Origin of the sequence: Providencia sp. 21OH12SH02B-Prov (assembly GCF_027362595.1) — a bacterium.
Taxonomy (GTDB): domain Bacteria; phylum Pseudomonadota; class Gammaproteobacteria; order Enterobacterales; family Enterobacteriaceae; genus Providencia; species Providencia zhejiangensis.
On sequence record NZ_CP114796.1, the window covers coordinates 470,652 to 490,457 of the forward strand.

14 protein-coding genes, 1 tRNA gene and 2 pseudogenes are annotated in these 19,806 nt (G+C 42.1%); 10 read left to right on the top strand and 7 right to left on the bottom strand.

Annotation, left to right across the window (positions count from 1 at the left end; translation table 11 throughout):
* Positions 1–280 precede the first annotated feature (280 nt).
* The 3 genes from O7C57_RS02265 (at position 281) to O7C57_RS02275 (ending at position 1,572) form a co-directional block, all read left to right on the top strand.
* Positions 281–574, top strand: coding sequence for a DUF1471 domain-containing protein (locus O7C57_RS02265; protein WP_163863170.1), 294 nt, complete (start codon positions 281–283; stop codon positions 572–574).
* Positions 575–603: 29 nt separating this feature from the next.
* Complete coding sequence (locus tag O7C57_RS02270) at positions 604–963, top strand: helix-turn-helix domain-containing protein (protein WP_154624855.1); 360 nt, start codon at positions 604–606, stop codon at positions 961–963.
* A gap of 210 nt (positions 964–1,173) precedes the next feature.
* A complete protein-coding gene (locus O7C57_RS02275) occupies positions 1,174–1,572 on the top strand; it encodes a MerR family transcriptional regulator (protein ID WP_154624856.1) in 399 nt (132 codons plus the stop codon).
* A 52-nt stretch (positions 1,573–1,624) separates the two neighbouring features.
* Here O7C57_RS02275 and O7C57_RS02280 read toward each other — a convergent pair whose 3' ends face one another.
* From O7C57_RS02280 to pepA, 4 genes are all read right to left on the bottom strand, one after another.
* Positions 1,625–2,125: a GNAT family N-acetyltransferase gene (locus O7C57_RS02280; protein ID WP_004915956.1), complete on the bottom strand. Its 501-nt coding sequence runs from the start codon at positions 2,123–2,125 to the stop codon at positions 1,625–1,627.
* 304 nt (positions 2,126–2,429) lie between these two features.
* Positions 2,430–5,324: a valine--tRNA ligase gene (locus O7C57_RS02285; protein WP_154624857.1), complete on the bottom strand. Its 2,895-nt coding sequence runs from the start codon at positions 5,322–5,324 to the stop codon at positions 2,430–2,432.
* Positions 5,325–5,337: 13 nt separating this feature from the next.
* Entirely contained in the window at positions 5,338–5,787 is a 450-nt protein-coding gene (locus O7C57_RS02290) for a DNA polymerase III subunit chi (RefSeq protein WP_154624858.1), read from the bottom strand.
* A gap of 243 nt (positions 5,788–6,030) precedes the next feature.
* On the bottom strand, positions 6,031–7,542 hold the full coding sequence (pepA, locus tag O7C57_RS02295) for a leucyl aminopeptidase (protein WP_154624859.1): 1,512 nt from the start codon (positions 7,540–7,542) through the stop codon (positions 6,031–6,033).
* 278 nt (positions 7,543–7,820) lie between these two features.
* Here pepA and lptF point away from each other — a divergent pair, with 278 nt between their 5' ends.
* Entirely contained in the window at positions 7,821–8,918 is a 1,098-nt protein-coding gene (lptF, locus tag O7C57_RS02300) for an LPS export ABC transporter permease LptF (RefSeq protein ID WP_269723546.1), read from the top strand.
* The gene (lptG, locus tag O7C57_RS02305) at positions 8,918–9,994 is read left to right on the top strand and encodes an LPS export ABC transporter permease LptG (protein ID WP_154624860.1); all 1,077 of its coding nucleotides are present in this window, start codon (positions 8,918–8,920) and stop codon (positions 9,992–9,994) included. The genes lptF and lptG overlap by 1 nt, the downstream gene beginning before the upstream one ends.
* 1,136 nt (positions 9,995–11,130) lie before the next feature.
* On the opposite strand, the gene ampH is transcribed toward lptG, so the two are convergent.
* Positions 11,131–12,357 (bottom strand): D-alanyl-D-alanine-carboxypeptidase/endopeptidase AmpH, encoded by a 1,227-nt coding sequence (ampH, locus tag O7C57_RS02310; protein WP_154624861.1) that lies wholly within the window; start codon positions 12,355–12,357, stop codon positions 11,131–11,133.
* Between the two features lie 464 nt (positions 12,358–12,821).
* On the opposite strand from ampH, the gene O7C57_RS02315 reads away from it, so the two are divergent.
* The 5 genes and pseudogenes from O7C57_RS02315 (at position 12,822) to O7C57_RS02335 (ending at position 16,130) form a co-directional block, all read left to right on the top strand.
* Positions 12,822–12,906: transfer RNA gene (locus tag O7C57_RS02315), tRNA-Leu, on the top strand.
* A gap of 316 nt (positions 12,907–13,222) precedes the next feature.
* The gene (locus O7C57_RS02320; protein ID WP_269723547.1) at positions 13,223–14,488 is read left to right on the top strand and encodes a tyrosine-type recombinase/integrase; all 1,266 of its coding nucleotides are present in this window, start codon (positions 13,223–13,225) and stop codon (positions 14,486–14,488) included.
* Between the two features lie 81 nt (positions 14,489–14,569).
* Positions 14,570–14,817 (top strand): annotated as a pseudogene (locus tag O7C57_RS02325) (tyrosine-type recombinase/integrase); the annotation flags it as partial.
* 119 nt (positions 14,818–14,936) lie between these two features.
* Positions 14,937–15,221 carry a hypothetical protein gene (locus O7C57_RS02330; protein ID WP_060560757.1) on the top strand — a complete coding sequence of 95 codons (285 nt, stop codon included), beginning with the start codon at positions 14,937–14,939 and terminating at the stop codon, positions 15,219–15,221.
* A gap of 324 nt (positions 15,222–15,545) precedes the next feature.
* On the top strand, positions 15,546–16,130 hold the full coding sequence (locus O7C57_RS02335; RefSeq protein WP_269723548.1) for an antirestriction protein ArdA: 585 nt from the start codon (positions 15,546–15,548) through the stop codon (positions 16,128–16,130).
* A 231-nt stretch (positions 16,131–16,361) separates the two neighbouring features.
* On the opposite strand, the pseudogene tnpC reads toward O7C57_RS02335, so the two are convergent.
* Positions 16,362–17,055 (bottom strand): annotated as a pseudogene (gene tnpC, locus O7C57_RS02340) (IS66 family transposase); the annotation flags it as partial.
* A 75-nt stretch (positions 17,056–17,130) separates the two neighbouring features.
* On the bottom strand, positions 17,131–19,782 hold the full coding sequence (locus O7C57_RS02345) for a TrlF family AAA-like ATPase (protein WP_269723549.1): 2,652 nt from the start codon (positions 19,780–19,782) through the stop codon (positions 17,131–17,133).
* Positions 19,783–19,806 lie beyond the last annotated feature (24 nt).

A 19,806-nucleotide genomic window follows, 5' to 3' on the forward strand; every position in this document is an offset into this window, starting at 1 on the left:
CCTTACCTAATTATTGATCTCGTTGTTAGCTTTAACGTTAAATAAAAAATGTTTTGGCAGGGTAAAGGTTACAGTAGTTGTAAGGTCAACTTTTAAATACGATAAAGGTTGATTTAGTGATAAAGATGAATTTATTGTTAATTAAATCAATGCTGATATTGGGTTTTAATGATTAAAGAAAAGTCTGCTATGTAAAGTTAAAATAAACTATTGACCTTGTATCTACTTTAAGGTTTTTAATGATTGTCATTAATTTAAATACATAGAGAAATAAGGATTAATGATGAAGAAAATAACATTTTTATTGGCTTTAAGTTTATTAAGTTATCAAAGCTTAGCATCAAGTGATACGTCGAATACTCAACCTGTATTACCTCACATCACGGAAACCAACGCTTCAGAAGAACCTGATAAAAAAATTTTGTTTTCAATGACTTTTATTGGTGATGCGAGTTTGTCATCAATCGAAAAACAGGCACAGGAGATGGCTAAAAAACGAGGAGCAAGTCACTATAAAATTATTGGAGCAAGTGGCGAAAATCAACTTAGAGGTCATGTGACATTTTATCAATAACGCTATTTGTTTTAGTCAGGAGGTGAGTAATGAGCCATCACACCATTAGAGAAAATGTAATACAAGATATTCTTTTGTGGATCGATATGAATGTGGATAAGCCATTACAAATAGAAGAAATCTCTAACCGTGCAGGCTATTCAAAGTGGTATTTTCAACGTGTTTTTAAAAATACGGTTGGTGTAAGTTTAGGACAGTATCTGTTAATCAGGAGGTTACTAAGAGTCTCCACGGATTTGAAAGAAACCAACGATAAGATTATTGATATCGCTTTCAGGTATGGCTTTGATGGTCAACAAGGGCTAACAAGAGCCTTTAAACGAAAGCTAAAAGTGACGCCTGGCAAATATAGGAAAGAAACGATGCTAAGATATCATACATCTTATTAATCAATATCTTTTATAAACGTAGGTATAGAATACGCTTATGGGCAAATTCTATACCTAAAACAGTCGCAACAGAAAATGAAAACTCACATCTAATAAGGTATTGAATAAACAAAATAAATAAAATTGTTTTTTTCTTGACCTTGCAATGGTGGTAAGGATTAACATGAAAAAAACTTAAAATGATCTGTATCTGTTTTTAGGTGGTAAATAATGAAAATAGGTGAAGTATCAAAACTATTTAATATTCCAAGAGAGACGATTCGTTTCTATGAAAAAGAGGGATTGATTATTCCTCCTAATAGAAATGACAATAACTATCGAAGCTATAGTGAAAAGCATATTCAACGACTCAGGTTTATAAAGAATTGCCGTAGTCTTAATATGTCTCATCGTGAAATAAAAACATTATTAGATTTGGTTGATAATAATAGTGATGATTGCCAATTAGTTGAAGCCGTGATCAATACTCATTTACTGAATGTTCGAAAGAATATTGAGAAACTCACTCATTTAGAGCGAGAGCTGGTTATTTTACAAGATCACAGCGATGAAATAGATTCTCGGCATAAATGTGGAATAATAAAAAACTTATTATCGAAAAAGCGTTAAGCGATAAGACAAATAAGGATAGCGTATTTGGCTATCCTTATAGAGACGGCGATTATAACGCTTTTAACATCCGAATTTCACAATCGCTGTGGCCTGTATTTCCAAGTGGCTCATCAATAAACTCAAAGCCTAATTTCTCATACAGTTTAATAGCGGCTTGTAAGTCTGCTGTTGTTTCAAGATAACAGCGTGTATAGCCTTGTGCTTTAGCAAACTCTAATGACATTAATACAATCTGCTTTGCCACTCCCTTGCCTCTTAGTACAGAGGATAGGTACATTTTTTGTAGTTCGGCAGTTTCATTATCACCACCGGCCAGTTGTGATATACCACCACCACCGACAATTTTACCGTCCATCTCAACCACCCAGTATGCACTGCGGGGTTTGCTATAAACTTCATACAGTGTATCTAAAATAGGATCCGCAACTGCAAAGCCTTTATCGGCGGTTAAACCATGCTCTGCTGAAACTTCACGAATAACGGCAGCAATACCTGCATTATCTTTTTGTTCAATTAAACGGATCGTGTGGGTTGTTGTATTTGTTGTCATGAGAGACTCTCTTTATTTATTGTTTTGTACTACTCAGTGAGAGAGAACCAGAAGGGAACTTCAATCTGAGATCTGCGAACGCAGCCAGCTAATGATAATCGATTAATTACGATGGGTATAGATCTGTAATACATTCCTATGATGTATTAATTTATGCTTATACGTAGTTATTCGCATGATTTGTTTACGGAAGGTTGACTCCGCTATCGCTGGTGGCCTGCCTCTAATTATGCCGAGCTGTAAAAAAAGAAAAGCCCTTATTGGCTAACCAATAAGGGCTTAGGCTAGGTTGCACAAGGAAAAATTACAGTGATGCGATAGTCACTTTCTGTGCTTCTAACTTACCTTTCGCTTCAATATTCGCGGCTAAACGCTCACGTTCTTTTTCAACGACAGCTGCTGGCGCACGGCTAACAAAACCTTCATTTGCCAGTTTGCTTTCAATTGAGTCAATTTCTTTGATGACTTTCTCTAGCTCTTTGTCCAAACGGGCTAGCTCAGCATCTTTGTCGATTAAGCCAGCCATAGGGATCAACAGTTCGGTACCACTCACTAGCTTAGTTACAGAAACGGGGGCTTCTTCACTATCAGCCAAGACGGTGATACTGGCGAGGCGAGCCATGGACTTAATAAAGTTTTCATTTTCAGCAACGCGACGTTTGGCATCCTGCGATGCACTACGCAATAAGACATCCAGAGGTTTACCCGGCGAGATATTCATTTCTGCACGAATATTACGTACCGCAATGATAGCTTCTTTGATCCACTCCAAGTCACTTAATGCCAGCTCATCGACCTTCTCGGCATTAAATTCTGGGAAGGGTTGTAGCATGATGGTATCAGCATCAATGCCTTTTACCACTTTTACACGTTGCCAGATGGTTTCTGTGATAAATGGAATAATTGGATGAGCTAGACGCAGTAATGCTTCCAGTACTTCAATTAATGTGAAGCGTGCTGCACGGGCCTGTGCTTCGTTGCCTTTATGAACCGCTGGTTTAGAAAGCTCTAAATACCAGTCACAGAATTCGTTCCAAGTGAAGTCGTACAGAATACCTGCCGCGATATCATAACGATGCGTATCTAGCGCTTCACGATATGCTTTAATTGTTTGGTTGAATTGAGCCATGATCCAGCGATCTGCCAGAGAGAAGCTCATTTCACCGCCATTCTGACCACAGTCTTGGTTTTCTGTGTTCATGAGTACGAAACGGCTCGCATTCCACAATTTATTACAGAAGTTACGATAGCCAGACAGACGTTTCATATCCCAGTTGATATCGCGTCCCGTAGAAGCAAGAGCCGCTAAGGTGAAACGTAATGCATCTGTACCATGTGCCTCGATACCGTTTGGATACTCTTTACGCGTACGCTTAGCAATTTTTTCAGCCAGCTGTGGCTGCATCATGTTGCCAGTACGTTTTTCCAATAGGTCTTCGAGCGAAATACCGTCGATCATATCCAATGGGTCGATAACGTTCCCTTTGGATTTAGACATTTTTTGTCCTTCTTCATCGCGGATGAGGCCTGTCATATAAACTGTTTTGAACGGTACTTGAGGGGCGCCGTTTTCGTCTTTGATGAAATGCATGGTCAACATGATCATGCGGGCAATCCAGAAGAAGATAATATCGAAACCACTTACCAACACATCTGTTGGGTGGAACGTTTTTAAAGCTTCAGTATTTTCAGGCCAGCCTAATGTTGAGAAAGTCCACAGACCAGAAGAGAACCAAGTATCGAGAACGTCGTCGTCTTGACGTAAGGCAACGTCTGCACCAAGGTTGTTTTCACGACGAACTTCATCTTCATCACGACCAACGTAAACATTGCCTTTATCGTCATACCATGCAGGAATACGATGTCCCCACCAGAGTTGGCGAGAAATACACCAGTCTTGGATATCACGCATCCAAGAGTAGTACATGTTTTCATATTGGCGTGGTACGAATTGAATGCGACCATCTTCAACGGCTTTGATCGCATTTTCAGCGAGAGGTTTAGTGCGAACATACCATTGGTCAGTTAGCATGGGTTCGATAACGACACCACCACGGTCACCATAAGGTACCGTCAAGTCGTGAGGCTTAACTTCAACCAGTAAACCGAGCTGTTCAAATTCCGCGACAAGGGCTTTACGGGCCGCAAAACGTTCCATGCCACGGTATGCTTCAGGAAGTTCGCTACTATACGCAGTGGAAGGATTGCCATGAGTATCGAAAACTTCAGCTTCGTGGCGCACGTTACCATCTAAATCCATCATGTTAATCATGATCAATTGATGACGTTTGCCCACTTCATAGTCATTGAAATCATGAGCTGGCGTGATTTTTACGCACCCCGTGCCTTTTTCCATATCGGCATGTTCATCACCAACGATTGGAATACGGCGGTTAACTATCGGAAGAATAATTTCTTTACCGATTAAATCCTTATAACGTGGATCTTCTGGGTTAACAGCAACCCCTGTATCCCCAAGCATCGTTTCCGGACGTGTTGTAGCAACAACGAGGTAATCTTTCCCTTCAGCTGTTTTTACGCCGTCAGCGAGTGGATAGCGCAGATGCCACATGGAACCTTTTATTTCACGGTTTTCCACTTCGAGATCAGAAATAGCGGTATGCAGTTTTGGATCCCAGTTAACTAGGCGTTTACCACGATAGATCAAGTTATCTTTATAGAGACGAACGAACGCTTCTTTAACGGCTTTCGATAAGCCTTCATCCATAGTAAAACGTTCACGTTCCCAATCAACAGAGTCACCTAAACGACGCATCTGTTGTGAAATTGTGCCACCAGACTCTGCTTTCCACTGCCAAATTTTGTCGATAAATGCATCACGGCCATAATCATGACGAGTTTTATTCTCTTCAGCCGCGATTTTACGCTCAACAACCATCTGAGTCGCGATACCAGCATGGTCAGTGCCCGTTTGCCATAGCGTATTTTTACCTTGCATACGCTGGTAACGGATCATGGTATCCATGATAGTTTGCTGGAAAGCATGCCCCATATGTAGGCTACCCGTCACGTTTGGTGGCGGGATAACGACACAGAAACTGTCTTTACTGGTATCACCATTTGGTTTGAAATAGCCGCTTTTTTCCCAATGAGCATAACGTGATTGCTCAATTTCAGCAGGATTATAAGTTTTATCTAGCGAAGGCTCAGCAATCGCATTATCTGGTTTTTTATCCATTTTTATATCGTATTCAGTTAGTTGGCGGCGTCGCCATAGTCAAATTGAAGCCGACGCTACGGTAAACCTTATACCGTTCACGCGCCAACTGTTTTAAAGTTTCATCAATAGGCACAAAGTCTATCACTTCATGGAATGCGGTGGCAAAGTCTGCAAACTGAGTTTGAAGATTGATCAGTACATCGCGTTGAGCATTACCTCGTTTTCCTGGCCAGCAAATTTCAATGGGCGCGCCATAACGGGGGCCTTCACCTGCAAGATTATGAGGAACAAACTGATGAGGATCCCTTTGCCACAGAGCTTCATCCAATTTTTCGGCTTGTTCGGCACTTTCACACGCGATTAAAACTCGTTTGCTATTACGCCACATTTGCGCCGCAAGCTCGCAAGCAAGCCATTCATGGGCCTCAAGCTCAACTTGTGGTGATGGTTTTTCAAGCAAATAAAAGGTGGCGTTTTTCATCTCTTTCTTTATGGAATAGAAATATTTATGCAAAAAGGGTATTGCGACAGGCAATACCCTGAAATGAAGTTGGGTGCTATTTTAACGTATAGCACACCATAGTGCTATATACTCATCATACTTCCAGTGGCAACGTTATGGGTGGCATTGATTAGCAACCCGTTCCCCTTGAAATATTTAGCGTATAGACCCTAAACGTCAAGTGACAGTACGGTTGGCTGTCACTTGACGCATTATAGAGTATTACTCGTCACCATTTAGGCCAGCACGGTTCAGTAAAAACTGTGACAGCATTGATACAGGGCGACCGGTTGCCCCTTTCGCTTTACCTGAACGCCATGCGGTACCTGCGATGTCTAAATGCGCCCAATTATATTTAGTGGCAAAGCGAGCCAAGAAGCAACCTGCGGTAATCGCACCCGCTGGTCGACCACCAGTATTCGCTAAATCAGCAAAATTGGAGCTGATTTGCTCATAATAATCATCGGCTAATGGTAAACGCCATGCACGGTCACCTGCTTGTTCAGAAGCATTGAGCAACTCGTGAGCCAGAGGGTTATGGTTAGACATCAAACCGGTATAGTGGCTACCTAATGCGATGACACAAGCACCGGTCAGTGTTGCGACGTCGATAACCAAATCAGGCTCGAAACGCTCGACATAAGTCAGCGTATCACACAGTACTAAACGCCCTTCAGCATCGGTATTCAGTACTTCCACTGTTTGCCCTGACATCGTGGTAAGAATATCGCCAGGGCGATAAGCTCGGCCACCCGGCATGTTTTCACAGCCAGCAAGTACCCCAATGACATTGATTGGTAACTGTAATTCAGTGATAAAACGCATTACACCATAAACAGTTGCAGCACCGCACATGTCATATTTCATCTCATCCATACTATCGGCAGGTTTGATAGAAATACCGCCAGAGTCAAATGTGAGACCCTTACCGACGAGGACAATAGGTCTCGCTTCAGGATCCGGATTCCCTTTGTACTCCATGATAGACATGAGTGACTCATTTTGTGAGCCTTGACCAACAGCCAGATAGGCATTCATGCCTAACTCTTTCATTTGCTCTTCACCGATGACACGCGTGGTGAGCCTATTTTCAGAAATGTCTGCCAGCTGACGAGCTTGGGAGGCTAAATAAGCTGCATTACAGATATTGGGTGGCATATTGCTGAGGTCTTTTGCTGCCTTAACGCCTGATGCAATTGCTAGCCCATGAGAGATAGCACGTTCACCACTGGTTAATTCACGACGTGTTGGTACATTGAAAACCAATTTACGCAGTGGACGGCGATGCTCAGTTTTATTACTCTTTAACTGATCAAAGACGTAAAGAGATTCTTTAGCCGTTTCAACGGCTTGACGTACTTTCCAGTAATTATTACGGCCTTTAACATGTAATTCAGTTAAGAAACAAACCGCTTCCATTGAGCCTGTTTCATTCAGGGTGCTGATTGTTTTCTGAATGATTTGTTTGAATTGACGTTCATCTAGCTCACGCTCTTTACCGCAGCCAATGAGTAGAATACGTTCAGACAGGATATTTGGCACATGATGGAGTAGTAGGGATTGCCCTACTTTACCTTCAAGTTCCCCGCGGCGCAGCAGGGCGCTGATATATCCGTCGCTTATTTTGTCCAGCTGTTCAGCTATAGGGGACAGACGGCGTGGTTCGAAGACTCCGACAACGATACATGCGCTACGTTGTTTTTCCGGGCTGCCACTTTTTACACTAAACTCCATGCGTTCTCCTGAATCTTAAAGACAAAGGCCCATGCTCCCGCTAAAATTAGCGTTACCGCATAATCTACCTCATAGAGAATGAACTCTTTATGTTAAACTGAGCAGATATCTGGTTTTTCAATAATATTAAGCATGTTCTGATTGGGTAATCAGTATAGAGAATGCTTTTATATCATTCTAGCCATACAATGAGCCAGAGTATATGTTAACAAATGGTAGATATTGAACGAACTTAGCCATTTTCCACCCAAAAGACAAGTTTTCACAGGCGTATAAGCGTGATCATTATTAGATATTTGGTACGGGAGACCCTGAAAAGTCAGTTAGCTATCCTTTTTGTGCTAATGTTGATTTTTTTTAGTCAGAAGTCCATCGATATACTCGGGGCTGCTGTTCAGGGAAATATTCCTTCAGACTTAGTGTTACCGTTACTGGGATTAGGGGTGCCTGAAATGGCACAATTGATCCTCCCTTTGAGCCTATTTCTTGGGCTATTGATGACGTATAGCAAATTGTATACCGAAAGTGAGATCACGGTGATGCATGCTTGCGGATTAGGGAAAAGTGTTCTGGTCAAAGCCGCTCTGGTGCTGGCAACACTTACCGCATTGATCGCGATAGGCAATATTACGTGGATGCTGCCTTGGTCCTCGCAATATCAAGAACGGGTGCTCGCCGACGCGAAGGCGAACCCAGGATTGGCTGCGATGGTTGAAGGGCAATTTAAAACCACCAAAGACCGTAACATCGTACTTTATATCGGCGAAGTCAAAGGTAACGATTTTAAAAACGTCTTCTTAGCGCAATTGCGCGCAACTAATGAACAACGTCCATCGGTGGTCGTTGCGGATAGTGGTCATATGAAAGAAGATGCGGACGGGCGTCAAACCGTAGTGCTTGACGAAGGTACTCGTTATGAAGGAACCGCATTGTTACGTGACTTCCGTATTACGGATTTTAAAAATTATCAGGCGGTTATCGACCATAAAACGAGCGATACCCGTAATGATAGAGTTGAGCAAAAAAATATGCTTGAACTCTGGAAGGCGAACGATCCCGATTCTAATGCCGAATTCCATTGGCGTTTGACGATCGTTTTCTCTGTCGTCGTGATGGCATTAATGGTTGTGCCATTGAGTGAAGTTAACCCTCGTCAAGGTCGAGTATTAAGCATGCTACCTGCCATGTTGCTCTATCTGATTTTCTTCCTATTACAAAGTACATTACGTAATAGTGCAGAAAAAGGGGATGTTGACCCGAAATATGCCATGTGGGCTGTTAACTTAGGTTATCTGGCCTTAGCAATTATCTTAAATATTTGGAATACCGTGCCAATGTGCCGCTTGCGGGTCAAATTTAATAGAGGGGTTGCTTGATGTTTGGTGTTTTAGACAGGTATATAGGTCGAACCATCCTGAACTCTATTTTAATGACCTTGTTCATGCTGGTTTCCCTTTCTGGGATTATCAAGTTCGTTGAGCAGTTGCGTAAAGTCGGGGATGGTGAATATACCACGTTAGGTGCGGGGGTATTCACGTTACTGACCATCCCAAAAGATATTGATATTTTTTTCCCGATGGCGGCATTGCTCGGTGCACTATTAGGATTAGGTGCATTAGCTTCACGCAGTGAATTAGTCGTCATGCAGGCGTCGGGTTTTACACGTTTGCAAATCGCGCTCTCAGTGATGAAAACCGCGATTCCACTGGTTATTGTGGCAATGTTAATTGGTGAGTGGATTGCTCCAGCGGGCGACCAATGGGCGCGAAACTATCGTGCCGAAAAGATTGTGGGTAACTCATTAGTGGTTACCGATGAAGGTATGTGGGCAAAAGATGGGCGTGATTTTATTCATATCCAGCGGGTCACTGATACGACATCGATTCAAGAAGTCTCCATTTATCGCTTTGATGAACAACATAAGCTGACCTCAGTGATGTTTGCTTCAAGCGGAACGTATGACAAGGATAACCAACAGTGGTCACTGTCTCAGGTCGATGAATCTATTTTAAATAATGAGAAAAAAATCACAGGTTCTCAGCGTTTAACATACGATTGGAAAACGAATCTTACGCCTGAAAAACTCGGTATAGTGTCACTTAGCGCGGATTCACTTTCTATTCGAGGGCTTTATCAATATATCGCCTACTTAAAAGAAAGTGGGCAAGTCGCGGCAGTCTATGAATTAAGTATGTGGAAGAAAATATTGGCGCCGTTATCTGCCGCTGTGATGATGTTAATGGCAGTTTCATTTATTTTTGGTCCATTACGGACTGTACCAATGGGCGTTCGGGTTGTTTCTGGGATTGTCGGCGGTTTCTTGTTCTATATCCTTAACCAAGGATTTGGGAACTGGAGTTTGGTTTATTCCGTGCCACCGATCATTGCAGCGCTACTACCTAGCGTCCTATTCCTCGGGATCAGTATTGTCCTGCTGGTGAAACGTAAGTAGCTCCATTTCAAAATCGATAAAACGTTAATAAGCCATCGTATAGCGTTATACGGTGGCTTATTTATGGGTATTAAACGGCTCAGTGTTTGAAAACGTCAGGGATAGTGAGATGAGCCATAAAAATTCTCATTTTTATTGTCAGCCTTAAAACACCTGAAGGTGGTAACGGAGCGTGTGAAATTGTAGCCGGAAAGCCGTTTATGTTAAAAAACATTCTCTTACTCACCACACATAAAGAGGATATACAGGTTCATGACATGTCTAGCGGCGTTACAAATATCATCTAGTGTGACTCGGAGGGTGTGATGAAACCCTCATCAGGCGTTATGTAAGGCCTCAAAATACTGTTGCCCCAGAGCTCGACTAACAAATGGAATTGCTAGAGGGTGAATAAAGTATATAGCTCTTGATCGGGGTCGCAATTTAAAGCCATTTTTTAGAGGCGGTATTTTATTAAGTTAGCGATAAACCCGTTACTCAGCTCACTTATTTTGGCATGTACTTTATTTTCATGGGGGAGAGAAAATAGCGGGATTGCCAATAGCGGATTCTATAAGCTTCTCGTGAATCGCGTCATAAAGGCCCATTCTAGAAAGTGTTAAGTGATTTGCCATTACTTGCACGTTGGAGAGTCATCCGTTCTTTGGTGCTATGGCAATTGGTATTCGTCATTTTGGCAAAGTGCTCACTCGTATTTGCAGTAACCCTGTTTAATCATGTGTTTTAATGATAATTGATGGCATAGGATTCCCCCCCTTGAATGATTTATGCCATTAGCATTGTGGGAGTGGGGGAGACTTGCAAAAAGCAATGATGGGTTGTTATACGCAAAGAAGAGCATTAATAAGCTATTAATATGATGCAAAAAAGGTTCGTACTGTGGTGGAGGTGACCACTTGGTGTAATAGCCTTTTATCGGTTGTCATCGTCAACGTGAAAAGGGAATAAAAGCGAGACTTTGTTTGTTGATTCTTGTGGTATTCCAGATACTGTTACCGAGCAAAACTGTTCGGTAACAGTGAACAAAGTTTTATTTATCAACCTATTGCTAATTTAAGAGCCATAAGCTGAACAAAATAGTGTTTTAGGGTTGGGGTGTAACTCGCCAGTGCATTCATTGCGTCGGCGGTACGCTTTCAATGTCTCCCATAAGCATGGTTAGCTGATAATGCAGCGACCATCTCATTCACACCGATCGTTAATTTGCTAAATTTACTGCTATCTTTACGCGTCATCACCACAAAAACACCGATGTTTTGTTGTGGGATCATCGCCATATAGCTATTAAAACCACCGCCACCGCCTGTTTTCTGGTAAATACCGGGTCTACCATTTTGTGGTTTCATATATACCCACCCCAGTCCGAGTCCATCTGCATGGCCGGCAACATCCATGCCTTTAACATCAAGCAGCTTACCTCTTGGAAAATAAATACCTTGCTCGCGTGCTGCTGTGGCTTTTCTTAGGTTTTTATCCGTCGATAAAAATTGCTGCATCCATTTTTGCATATCGGCGGGCGTTGAATAGACTCCGCCACTCCCTGCTGCGGCTAAGGTATTGTGGCATGGGCTGGGTTTTGTTCCCTCCATCAACCTTGCACACTGCGAGGCATTGGGGGTATAGGTGGTTTCCGTCATTTTGGCAGGAGACGTCACATAACGGCTAAATAGGTTAGGGTAGGATTGGCCAGATGCTTTAACCATTGCATCAGCAAGAAGGTCATAGGCAAGGTTTGAATAAGAGGCTTCAGTGCCTGGTGTCGCATCAAGCTTACCATTTTTTAGCCAAGTCCAACGATTGTCTTGGGTTGGCCAAATAAAGACAGGCCTTCCCCATTTACCACCCGGTTGCTCTCTCGGTAACCCGCTGGTGTGGCTCGCAAGATGATACAGACGGATAGGTTGCCCACTATTGTTATCAGGAACAGAAACCCCGTGATAGCTATATTGCTGGAGCGGATCAGTGATGAGTAACTTTTTGTCTTGCTCAAGCTTAATCAAAATTTCACTGGTCATGAGTTTTGTAATCGATGCAATACGAACGAGCGAGTGAGGTCCTGGCTTTTTGCCATTACCTGGAGCGGTCTCACCATAATAGCGTGATAATGTTTGGTTATTATCAATGACAATGATAGCCATCCCGCGGGCATCACTTTCGTTAAAAATACGATTCGCATACAGATCGACAATTTTAGCGACACGTTCATAGGTTCTTCTATCACCTTCAAATACTTTCCAGTCGCTAGACTCGGCATCATTATTGCCCTGTAAAAACTTTGGTTGCTTTTCTGTCGTGCTAGAACATGCTGCTAAAACGAGCGACAATGCGGACACTGACAGAATTTTTAGAAATGATTTCTTCATGTTTAGGAGCCAGTCGATATGTAATTTTGCAAATGGTCGAACAGACCAAGGTTATTTTTTCTTTGAGAAGACCTTAATCAAAGCACCGATCAAGATGCCAATGACGAGCCCCGTCGCTATCCAACCTAGAAAACCCATGTGTAAATACCTTTAATAATTCAATAATGTGCATACGCTAACAAAATTTATATAAAGTCGCCAGCAGGCTTGAGGATGCTACTAATTAAATCAAATATTTGACTAAAGTAACATATGTATAGGCTGATAAATAAACAAAAAGCATTAAATAGCCAATAAAGGATATAGAGATCCCGTTTGAAAGAATGCAATCTAATCAGATCTGCAAAGGTAGCCCTGAAGATGCTTTTTTTTTAAGCGAACAAACTGAATAATCAAGATAAATGTTGCTAGTCGAGACAAGGCAAGTATAATAGCCACGTTTTCCAAGAAACACATCACTTCGTGCCGGAGTGGCGGAATTGGTAGACGCAGTTGATTCAAAATCAACCGCCTTCGGGTGTGCCGGTTCGAGTCCGGCCTTCGGCACCATAAGAACATCAAGAGACGTCAACTGACGTCTTTTTTTGTATCTAAAATCCAGTATTTGCAAGGCTTCCCCCGCGTTTTCAGTCAATGTATGTCAACTTAACTCAACCCACATCAACCTCCGAGTGAGTATATAACTGAGTATATCTTCGCTTCGATAATGTTTGTATACTCATTATATCTCGAATTACCAATGCTAAAGCAATGCAGGCGCAGCCTTTGGCGTAGATACTTAGTTGTTTATGTAACTCGAAATCATCGACTGTAATCTGAGATATCTCGTTTATATACTCACTCTGGGGTGAAGAGGATAAAGAATATGGCATTAACCGATACAAAAGTTCGTGCAGCTAAACCTGAAGATAAAGCTTATACACTGACAGACAGTGATGGCTTGTTTCTTTATATTCACCCCAATGGTTCTAAATATTGGCGTTTCCGTTTTCGCTTTGGCGGTAAACAACACTTGATGGCTTTTGGTGTATACCCTGAAATTTCTTTAGCGGATGCAAGAGAAAGAAGGGATGCTGCCAGAAAGCAAGTCGCTTTAGGTATCGATCCTCGCGAGCTCAAGAAAGAATTAAAGGAAGAACAGCAAAAGGAATTTAACACCTTTGAGAGGGTAGCTCGTGATTGGCACGCGACCAATAAAAAGTGGTCAGAAGGGCATAGCCATCGAGTCCTTAAAAGCCTTGAGGACAATATCTTTGCTGCTATTGGTAAACGCAATATTGCCGAACTAAACACTCGTGATCTCCTTGAACCGATTAAAGCCGTAGAGATGTCTGGACGTCTTGAGGTTGCAGCACGTTTACAACAACGTGTGACAGCCATAATGCGTTATGCCGTACAAAGCGGTTTAATCGACTATAACCCAGCGCAAGACATGGCGGGTGCAGTTGCGACAGGTAAACGAGTCCACAGAGCCGCTTTAGAGCTTAAACGTCTACCCGAGTTCTTACAACGTATCGATGATTATAAGGGAAGACCTTTAACTAAACTTGCTGTCAAACTTACCTTGTTAGTTTTTATTCGTTCCAGTGAATTGCGCTTTGCTCGCTGGGATGAAATCGATTTTGATAATGCCATGTGGACGATCCCTGCTGAACGCGAAGCGATAGAAGGGGTTAAGCACTCTCATCGTGGATCAAAAATGCGTACTCCTCACTTAGTCCCTTTAAGCCGACAAGCCATTGAGATCTTAAAACAGATCTATCAATTCAGTGGCAACCACGAACTGATCTTTATCGGCGATCACAATCCTAGAAAACCAATGAGTGAAAACACGGTTAACAACGCGTTACGTGTGATGGGCTATGACACTAAGACCGAAGTCTGTGGACATGGTTTCAGAACGATGGCTTGTAGCTCGTTGATTGAGTCAGGGCTATGGTCGAAGGATGCAGTAGAAAGGCAAATGAGCCACCAAGAACGCAATTCAGTAAGAGCTGCTTATATTCATAAGGCTGAGCATATTGAGGAAAGACGACTGATGGTGCAATGGTGGGCTGATTATCTGGATGCGAATAGGGAAAGGGAAATTTCGCCGTTTAGTTTTGCTAAATTAGGCAATGAGATAGTGTGAGGCTTGCAGATACAGTTTTGCATACCTTTCTATATACTCATCAAAAGCTGGTTAGTCAAGAAAGCGATTTAATTGCTTAGGTATGAAGGAAGGCTAACAGGACACGGTCTCCGCCACGAGATGAGGATTATCGTGAGAAAGGTTTTAACAGCGCTTGGATTGAAACACAGCTGGCGCATAGCAATAAAAATGCGATACGTGGAACCTATAACCATGCGCAATATCTTGAAGGTAGACGAGAAATGATGCAGTGGTATGCCGACTATATCGATTCATTGAGAAATGGTGGAAATATTCTTCATGGGAATTTTCATCGTCAAAACACATGATAACTAACCACGATTTATCGTAATACATCTCATTCAATAAAGAAGCTTTATCACTGAAAGCCTCTGTCCTCACGGACTGGGGCTTTTTTGCTTTTTAATCAAAATAAAAGGAAATCATGATGGAAAATTACATTTGTTGCCCTGTATGTGACTCAACCCGTATTCGTGAACGTCATATAGGGAAAAAGACAGGAGCTGTTGCTGGTGGCGTATCAGGCGCACTAGCTGGAGCGTCTATCGGCTCTGCTGTTCCTGTTGTAGGGACGATTGCTGGTGCTGCGGTAGGCGCTCTATTTGGACGTTTAGTAGCTGGAGCTACTGCTGGGGCTGTGAGTGGTTCAGCTTTAGATGGCGTGGTATTTGATCGTTATGAATGTATCGAGTGTGAATACACGTTTGATTGATAGCCATAAGTTAACGGAAACCCCTGATGGGGTTTCATCTCTTAGGAGTCTGTGAGTCTGAACTGACCCTAGTTTATTGGACAGGGGCTTTTTTCATTTTAACCCGCGCAAATTGAGATCATGATAGAAAGCATAACATGTTATCGGGACTGTAAGGCAACTCATTATCCTGCTCTAAAACGTCATTAATCATTTTTAAAGCAGATTGTCTGTTTTCAGCTGATTGACTTTTTATATCAATATCATCTTCTAAAGGGAAATAGATCCCTTTATCAAAATATCACCATTAATTAAATCACAATACATCAATAATAGGACATGAATATGCGCATAACAGCGACGGCTTCCCCATGCCTAAAATCGGGGATGATTTCTGTTTTTATCACTAACTTAGGAAAATATAACGAAGGTGAACTTGTTGGTGAGTGGCTTGAACTGCCGGCAACCTCAAAAGAGATCGAACACTGTTTAGTACGAATTGGTATTGATGGTATTCACTATGAAGAGTATTTTTTGACCGACTATGAATCCTCCATTGATGGCCTTTCTTCTTACATTTCAGAATACAGTCTTTTAGATGAGTTGAACGAGTTAGCCACGCAATTAGCCATGTTATCGCCTGATGAAATTGGCCTTTATCAGGCGGCAATTGAAATCGGTTCTTCAGCGAGTTCAATCCATGATTTAATTCATTTAGCCGATAATTTAGATTCTTTCCAGCAATTAGCGGGGGTCAATAATGAATATGATTTAGGTTATTACTGGATAGAAGAAAGTGGTTGTTATGATTTAGCACAACTGGGTCATTTATCCCATTACTTTGACTATGAACGCTATGGACGTGATGTTTGCCTTGAACAAGGAGGGATTTTTCACAGTGGAGGATATGTTTATCATACGGGCGGGTAGATAGAACAACAGAATGAGAGTCGAGCCGCTTTCATCCCATAGGGCGGGAAATAAAGAATGTCGTGGTACCCCAATGAAATCCATAAGCTAGAACGTTAATCAAACTAAACCCTATTTTAAGCCATCTTTACGGATATCCGTAAAGATGGCTATTGTGGTATTCTTTTTTTATTTAATTCAAACCATTAAATGGATATTTATCTTGTAAGCGGTTAATGAACCAGTGAAGCCTTACCCCGCTCCACTAATTTTCACGTTCCACGGCATAAGATCCGACACTTCATCTGTCGGGCTACGCTTTGGTAGCTCAGTGAACAGGTGCTGGAAGTAATAATACGGATTTATATCGTTAGCGCGACAAGTCATCACCAGACTATACAAATTTGCACTGGCGTTTGCTCCTCCGACCGAAATTGAGAACATCCAATTTTTTCGACCGTTGTGAACGGTCTGATATCTCGCTCAGTCACGTTGTTGTCGACACTAATATCACCATCTGCTAGGTAAGTGAGTAGTTTAGGCCACTGGTTTTTAGTGTAGGTAATCGCTTTTCCGAGTAATCCTTTTGGTAAAACGTTTTGATCTTCAAGCCACTGCTTGAACTCATCTAAAATGGGCTTAGCTTCTTCTTGTCTAGTTTATGACGAGACTCCGTATTGAGTCTCTTTGCCTTCTTTTCTACACCATATAATTTGCTAATAAAGTTAAGCGCCTTCTCGGGCTTACCCGCTTTTTTCGATGGTGAAGCTTTTTGGGCATCGGTAAACTTTCTGCGCACATGCGCCATACAAGCGGCTTAAGTAACGTTTTCCAGCTTGTCGTATGCGCTGTAGCCATCCGAGAGTAAATAGCCAGAGTAATCGGCTAAAAAGTTTTGGACGCACTGCACTTTGCGGCTCGGTTGGTAATCATAGATGATCATAGGGTTACGCATGTCGGTGACGTCAGAGATTAAATAGACTTTACCTGACGGTGTCATTGCAGAGCTTCAATCCAATGCTTACACGAATCCATATTTCTCACGACGCTGATTGAATGCACTTTTCCCGCCCTCTAATATATCTGCGGCTAAAGCCTGCACATTGGGAACATCGATCGCACCTTGTTGCTCTGGAAGAATTAGCCCTTTATTTTCTTCTACGCTCAAAACGCCAATCCATTCAGCATCACCGAAAACAGGAATATTGGCATTATGGGTTGCAAATAGAAACTGACGACTCAGTTTAGCCCTACGTAGTTCTGCGACTATCCTTTCAGCTATAAATGCGTTATCCAAATTATCTTCAGGTTGATCAAGGATTAATGGGTCTTGATTATCCAACAGCAATAAGTGCAAAACAGCAGTGCACTGCTGTCCCGTCGATAATTCATCAATTGACCTAAATACAGCTTCTCGTTCTCCATGAGTCACATTTAACTCAATCGCCATGGTATCCGGTAACTGCAATTCTTCCAGTTCCATTAGTTTTACTTCTGGAAGACGAATTAAAGCTGAAACAACAGTGCCTGATATGCCAAACTTTCGTCCTAGCTCCGACTCTCCTTGACGGATAGTCGAGGCCAAACTGCTTGGAGAGAAGTTCCCTTCTAATACCCAGGCGAGACGTTTAGGCCCAACCCCCTCTAAATTGCACCCAGTCAGAAAATTCACAAGTTCTTGGCGGCCACCTTCTGGCTGTAGGGTAAGCCGTACCTTCTGCTCCAGTTTTCTTGTTAACCTTTTAACAGATTTAGTAATACTACTCGCACGCGCACTTGTGTGTTGTTCTAACTCCAGAAGCAGCTTCTTTCGCGAGTTGTACAATTCGTCAATTTGTGTCTGGCGATCTTGCAAGGTGGTTTGTTTAGGGCGTATCTGCTCAATTTGTTTTAACAGAGTCTGATATTCAGCACCAATTTGTCGGCCAGTTTTACCCTGGCTCGCAGGTATATCCTTAAAAGCCAACTCAAGTTTTTGCTCTTCAAGCTGCTGCTTTTCTGATAAAGATTGCTTGACCGGTAACAACTGTTGATTTGCATTTAAAGTTAGCTGTTCTAACTGTACTAATGTCTGTTGAACGCCCGTTTTCAGGGCATTCAAAACTTCACGCTGCTGCTTCAAGAGCTCAGCATGAGGTAAGCCATCCAAATTGGTATCACTTAAATACAAGGTATCTTGCAAACTGTCTTTGAGCGCATCGATAGCCAGTTGGACGCTTGCAACATCCTCACCAATCTGATCATTCAATTGTTTTTCTTTTTCAAGTTTTGGAATAAGCTCCAGCTTTTCATCTATACCTAATGCTTGATACTGTTTTGCCTGATCCAATAACTTAGGTAAGCGATCGACCTCTGCTTCAATGTCATCTTTCTGACCTAGGACTCGCTTGATGGATTCTCGATTATCTTTTAACTTTGCTAAAACGTCAGCGATATCTGTATCAAACTTTTCATGTTCGCCCTCAAGAAAACGTTCGATGAGCTGATGACGACTTTGTTCATCTCGTGTCATTTCATAGATTTCGTTTTGCCCGTAAAGCTCTATACCAGGCAAAAGATCCGTCGGAAGATAGGGGGATATATTTCCTTGGGAGTCAACCACTATCGGATCACTACCGTGTTTTCGGCTTACTTTGAATCTGCGACCGTGCATAACTGATGAACGCAACGTAATTTCAACTAAACCTCGTTCTTTCCCAAGGTTAGTATCAATGACACTTTTGTGCTGTTTGATTGCGTTAGGTGTTTTAGGTTCTAATCCGAAAGTATAGCGAATACATTCCAACAAGGTTGACTTACCAGTTCCACGACCACCAATCACAGCATTTAGATGGTCCGATAGTTCAATATCGACGCTATCCAGATAGCCACCAACAAATCGAATACGCTCAATTGCCGAAGCATAGCTTTCTGGCTTATCTGAGTTCAAACGAACCCTCGAACCTGCATCTAAAAAGGCTTGCTTAAAGGAAGCAAAGCAAGGGTTGGTCATTTTAATCAAACAAGAAGCACCCGATGCTTTGATATCCTCTGGTTTTGCAACGTCTGAGGAGTTAATAGCAGCCATTTCGCGCTCGCGCTTATAGTTAGGATCTTTGTTGAGGAAGACCTTACGGTAGAAATCATTTTCTATTCCTTTAAGATCTTCAATCGACTTGTCGCCTGGTATCTGAGCTGCCATCAATCCTTCATGTTTCCATACATGGTTCATCTTTCGACTGAGTACACCATCATCATTTATGCAGTGTGCTGCAAAGATAAATCCACCTATCTCATTCACTTTATCAATCAGCTGAATTGCTGTGAGGTTGGTCGGCAAAATACCATCCTCTGGATCAAGTAAATCTAGACGCCCCAAAATCCGTTCAAGTTCTTGCGAAGTTTTGTTTTCATCAAACAGACAAACAAAGTGAATTTTCTCACTTGACGCAATCTCAAAGCCGGGGAAAACAACAATCCCATTCTCAACAAAAAGATTGCGGATTTTATCAACACCATCTACTGAACCATGATCAGCTAATCCAATGACCTCTATGCCCGCTTCCAGTGATGCCGCAAGCAGATTTTGGTTATATTCATCTTCCGTGATGGTCTGCTGTTGCCCACGATATTTTATGTATCCTGCCGGATTTACCTGCAATGCACATTTAAAGAAACGAGCTTTGGTAAACATACCTGTAATTACTCCATAAAATGG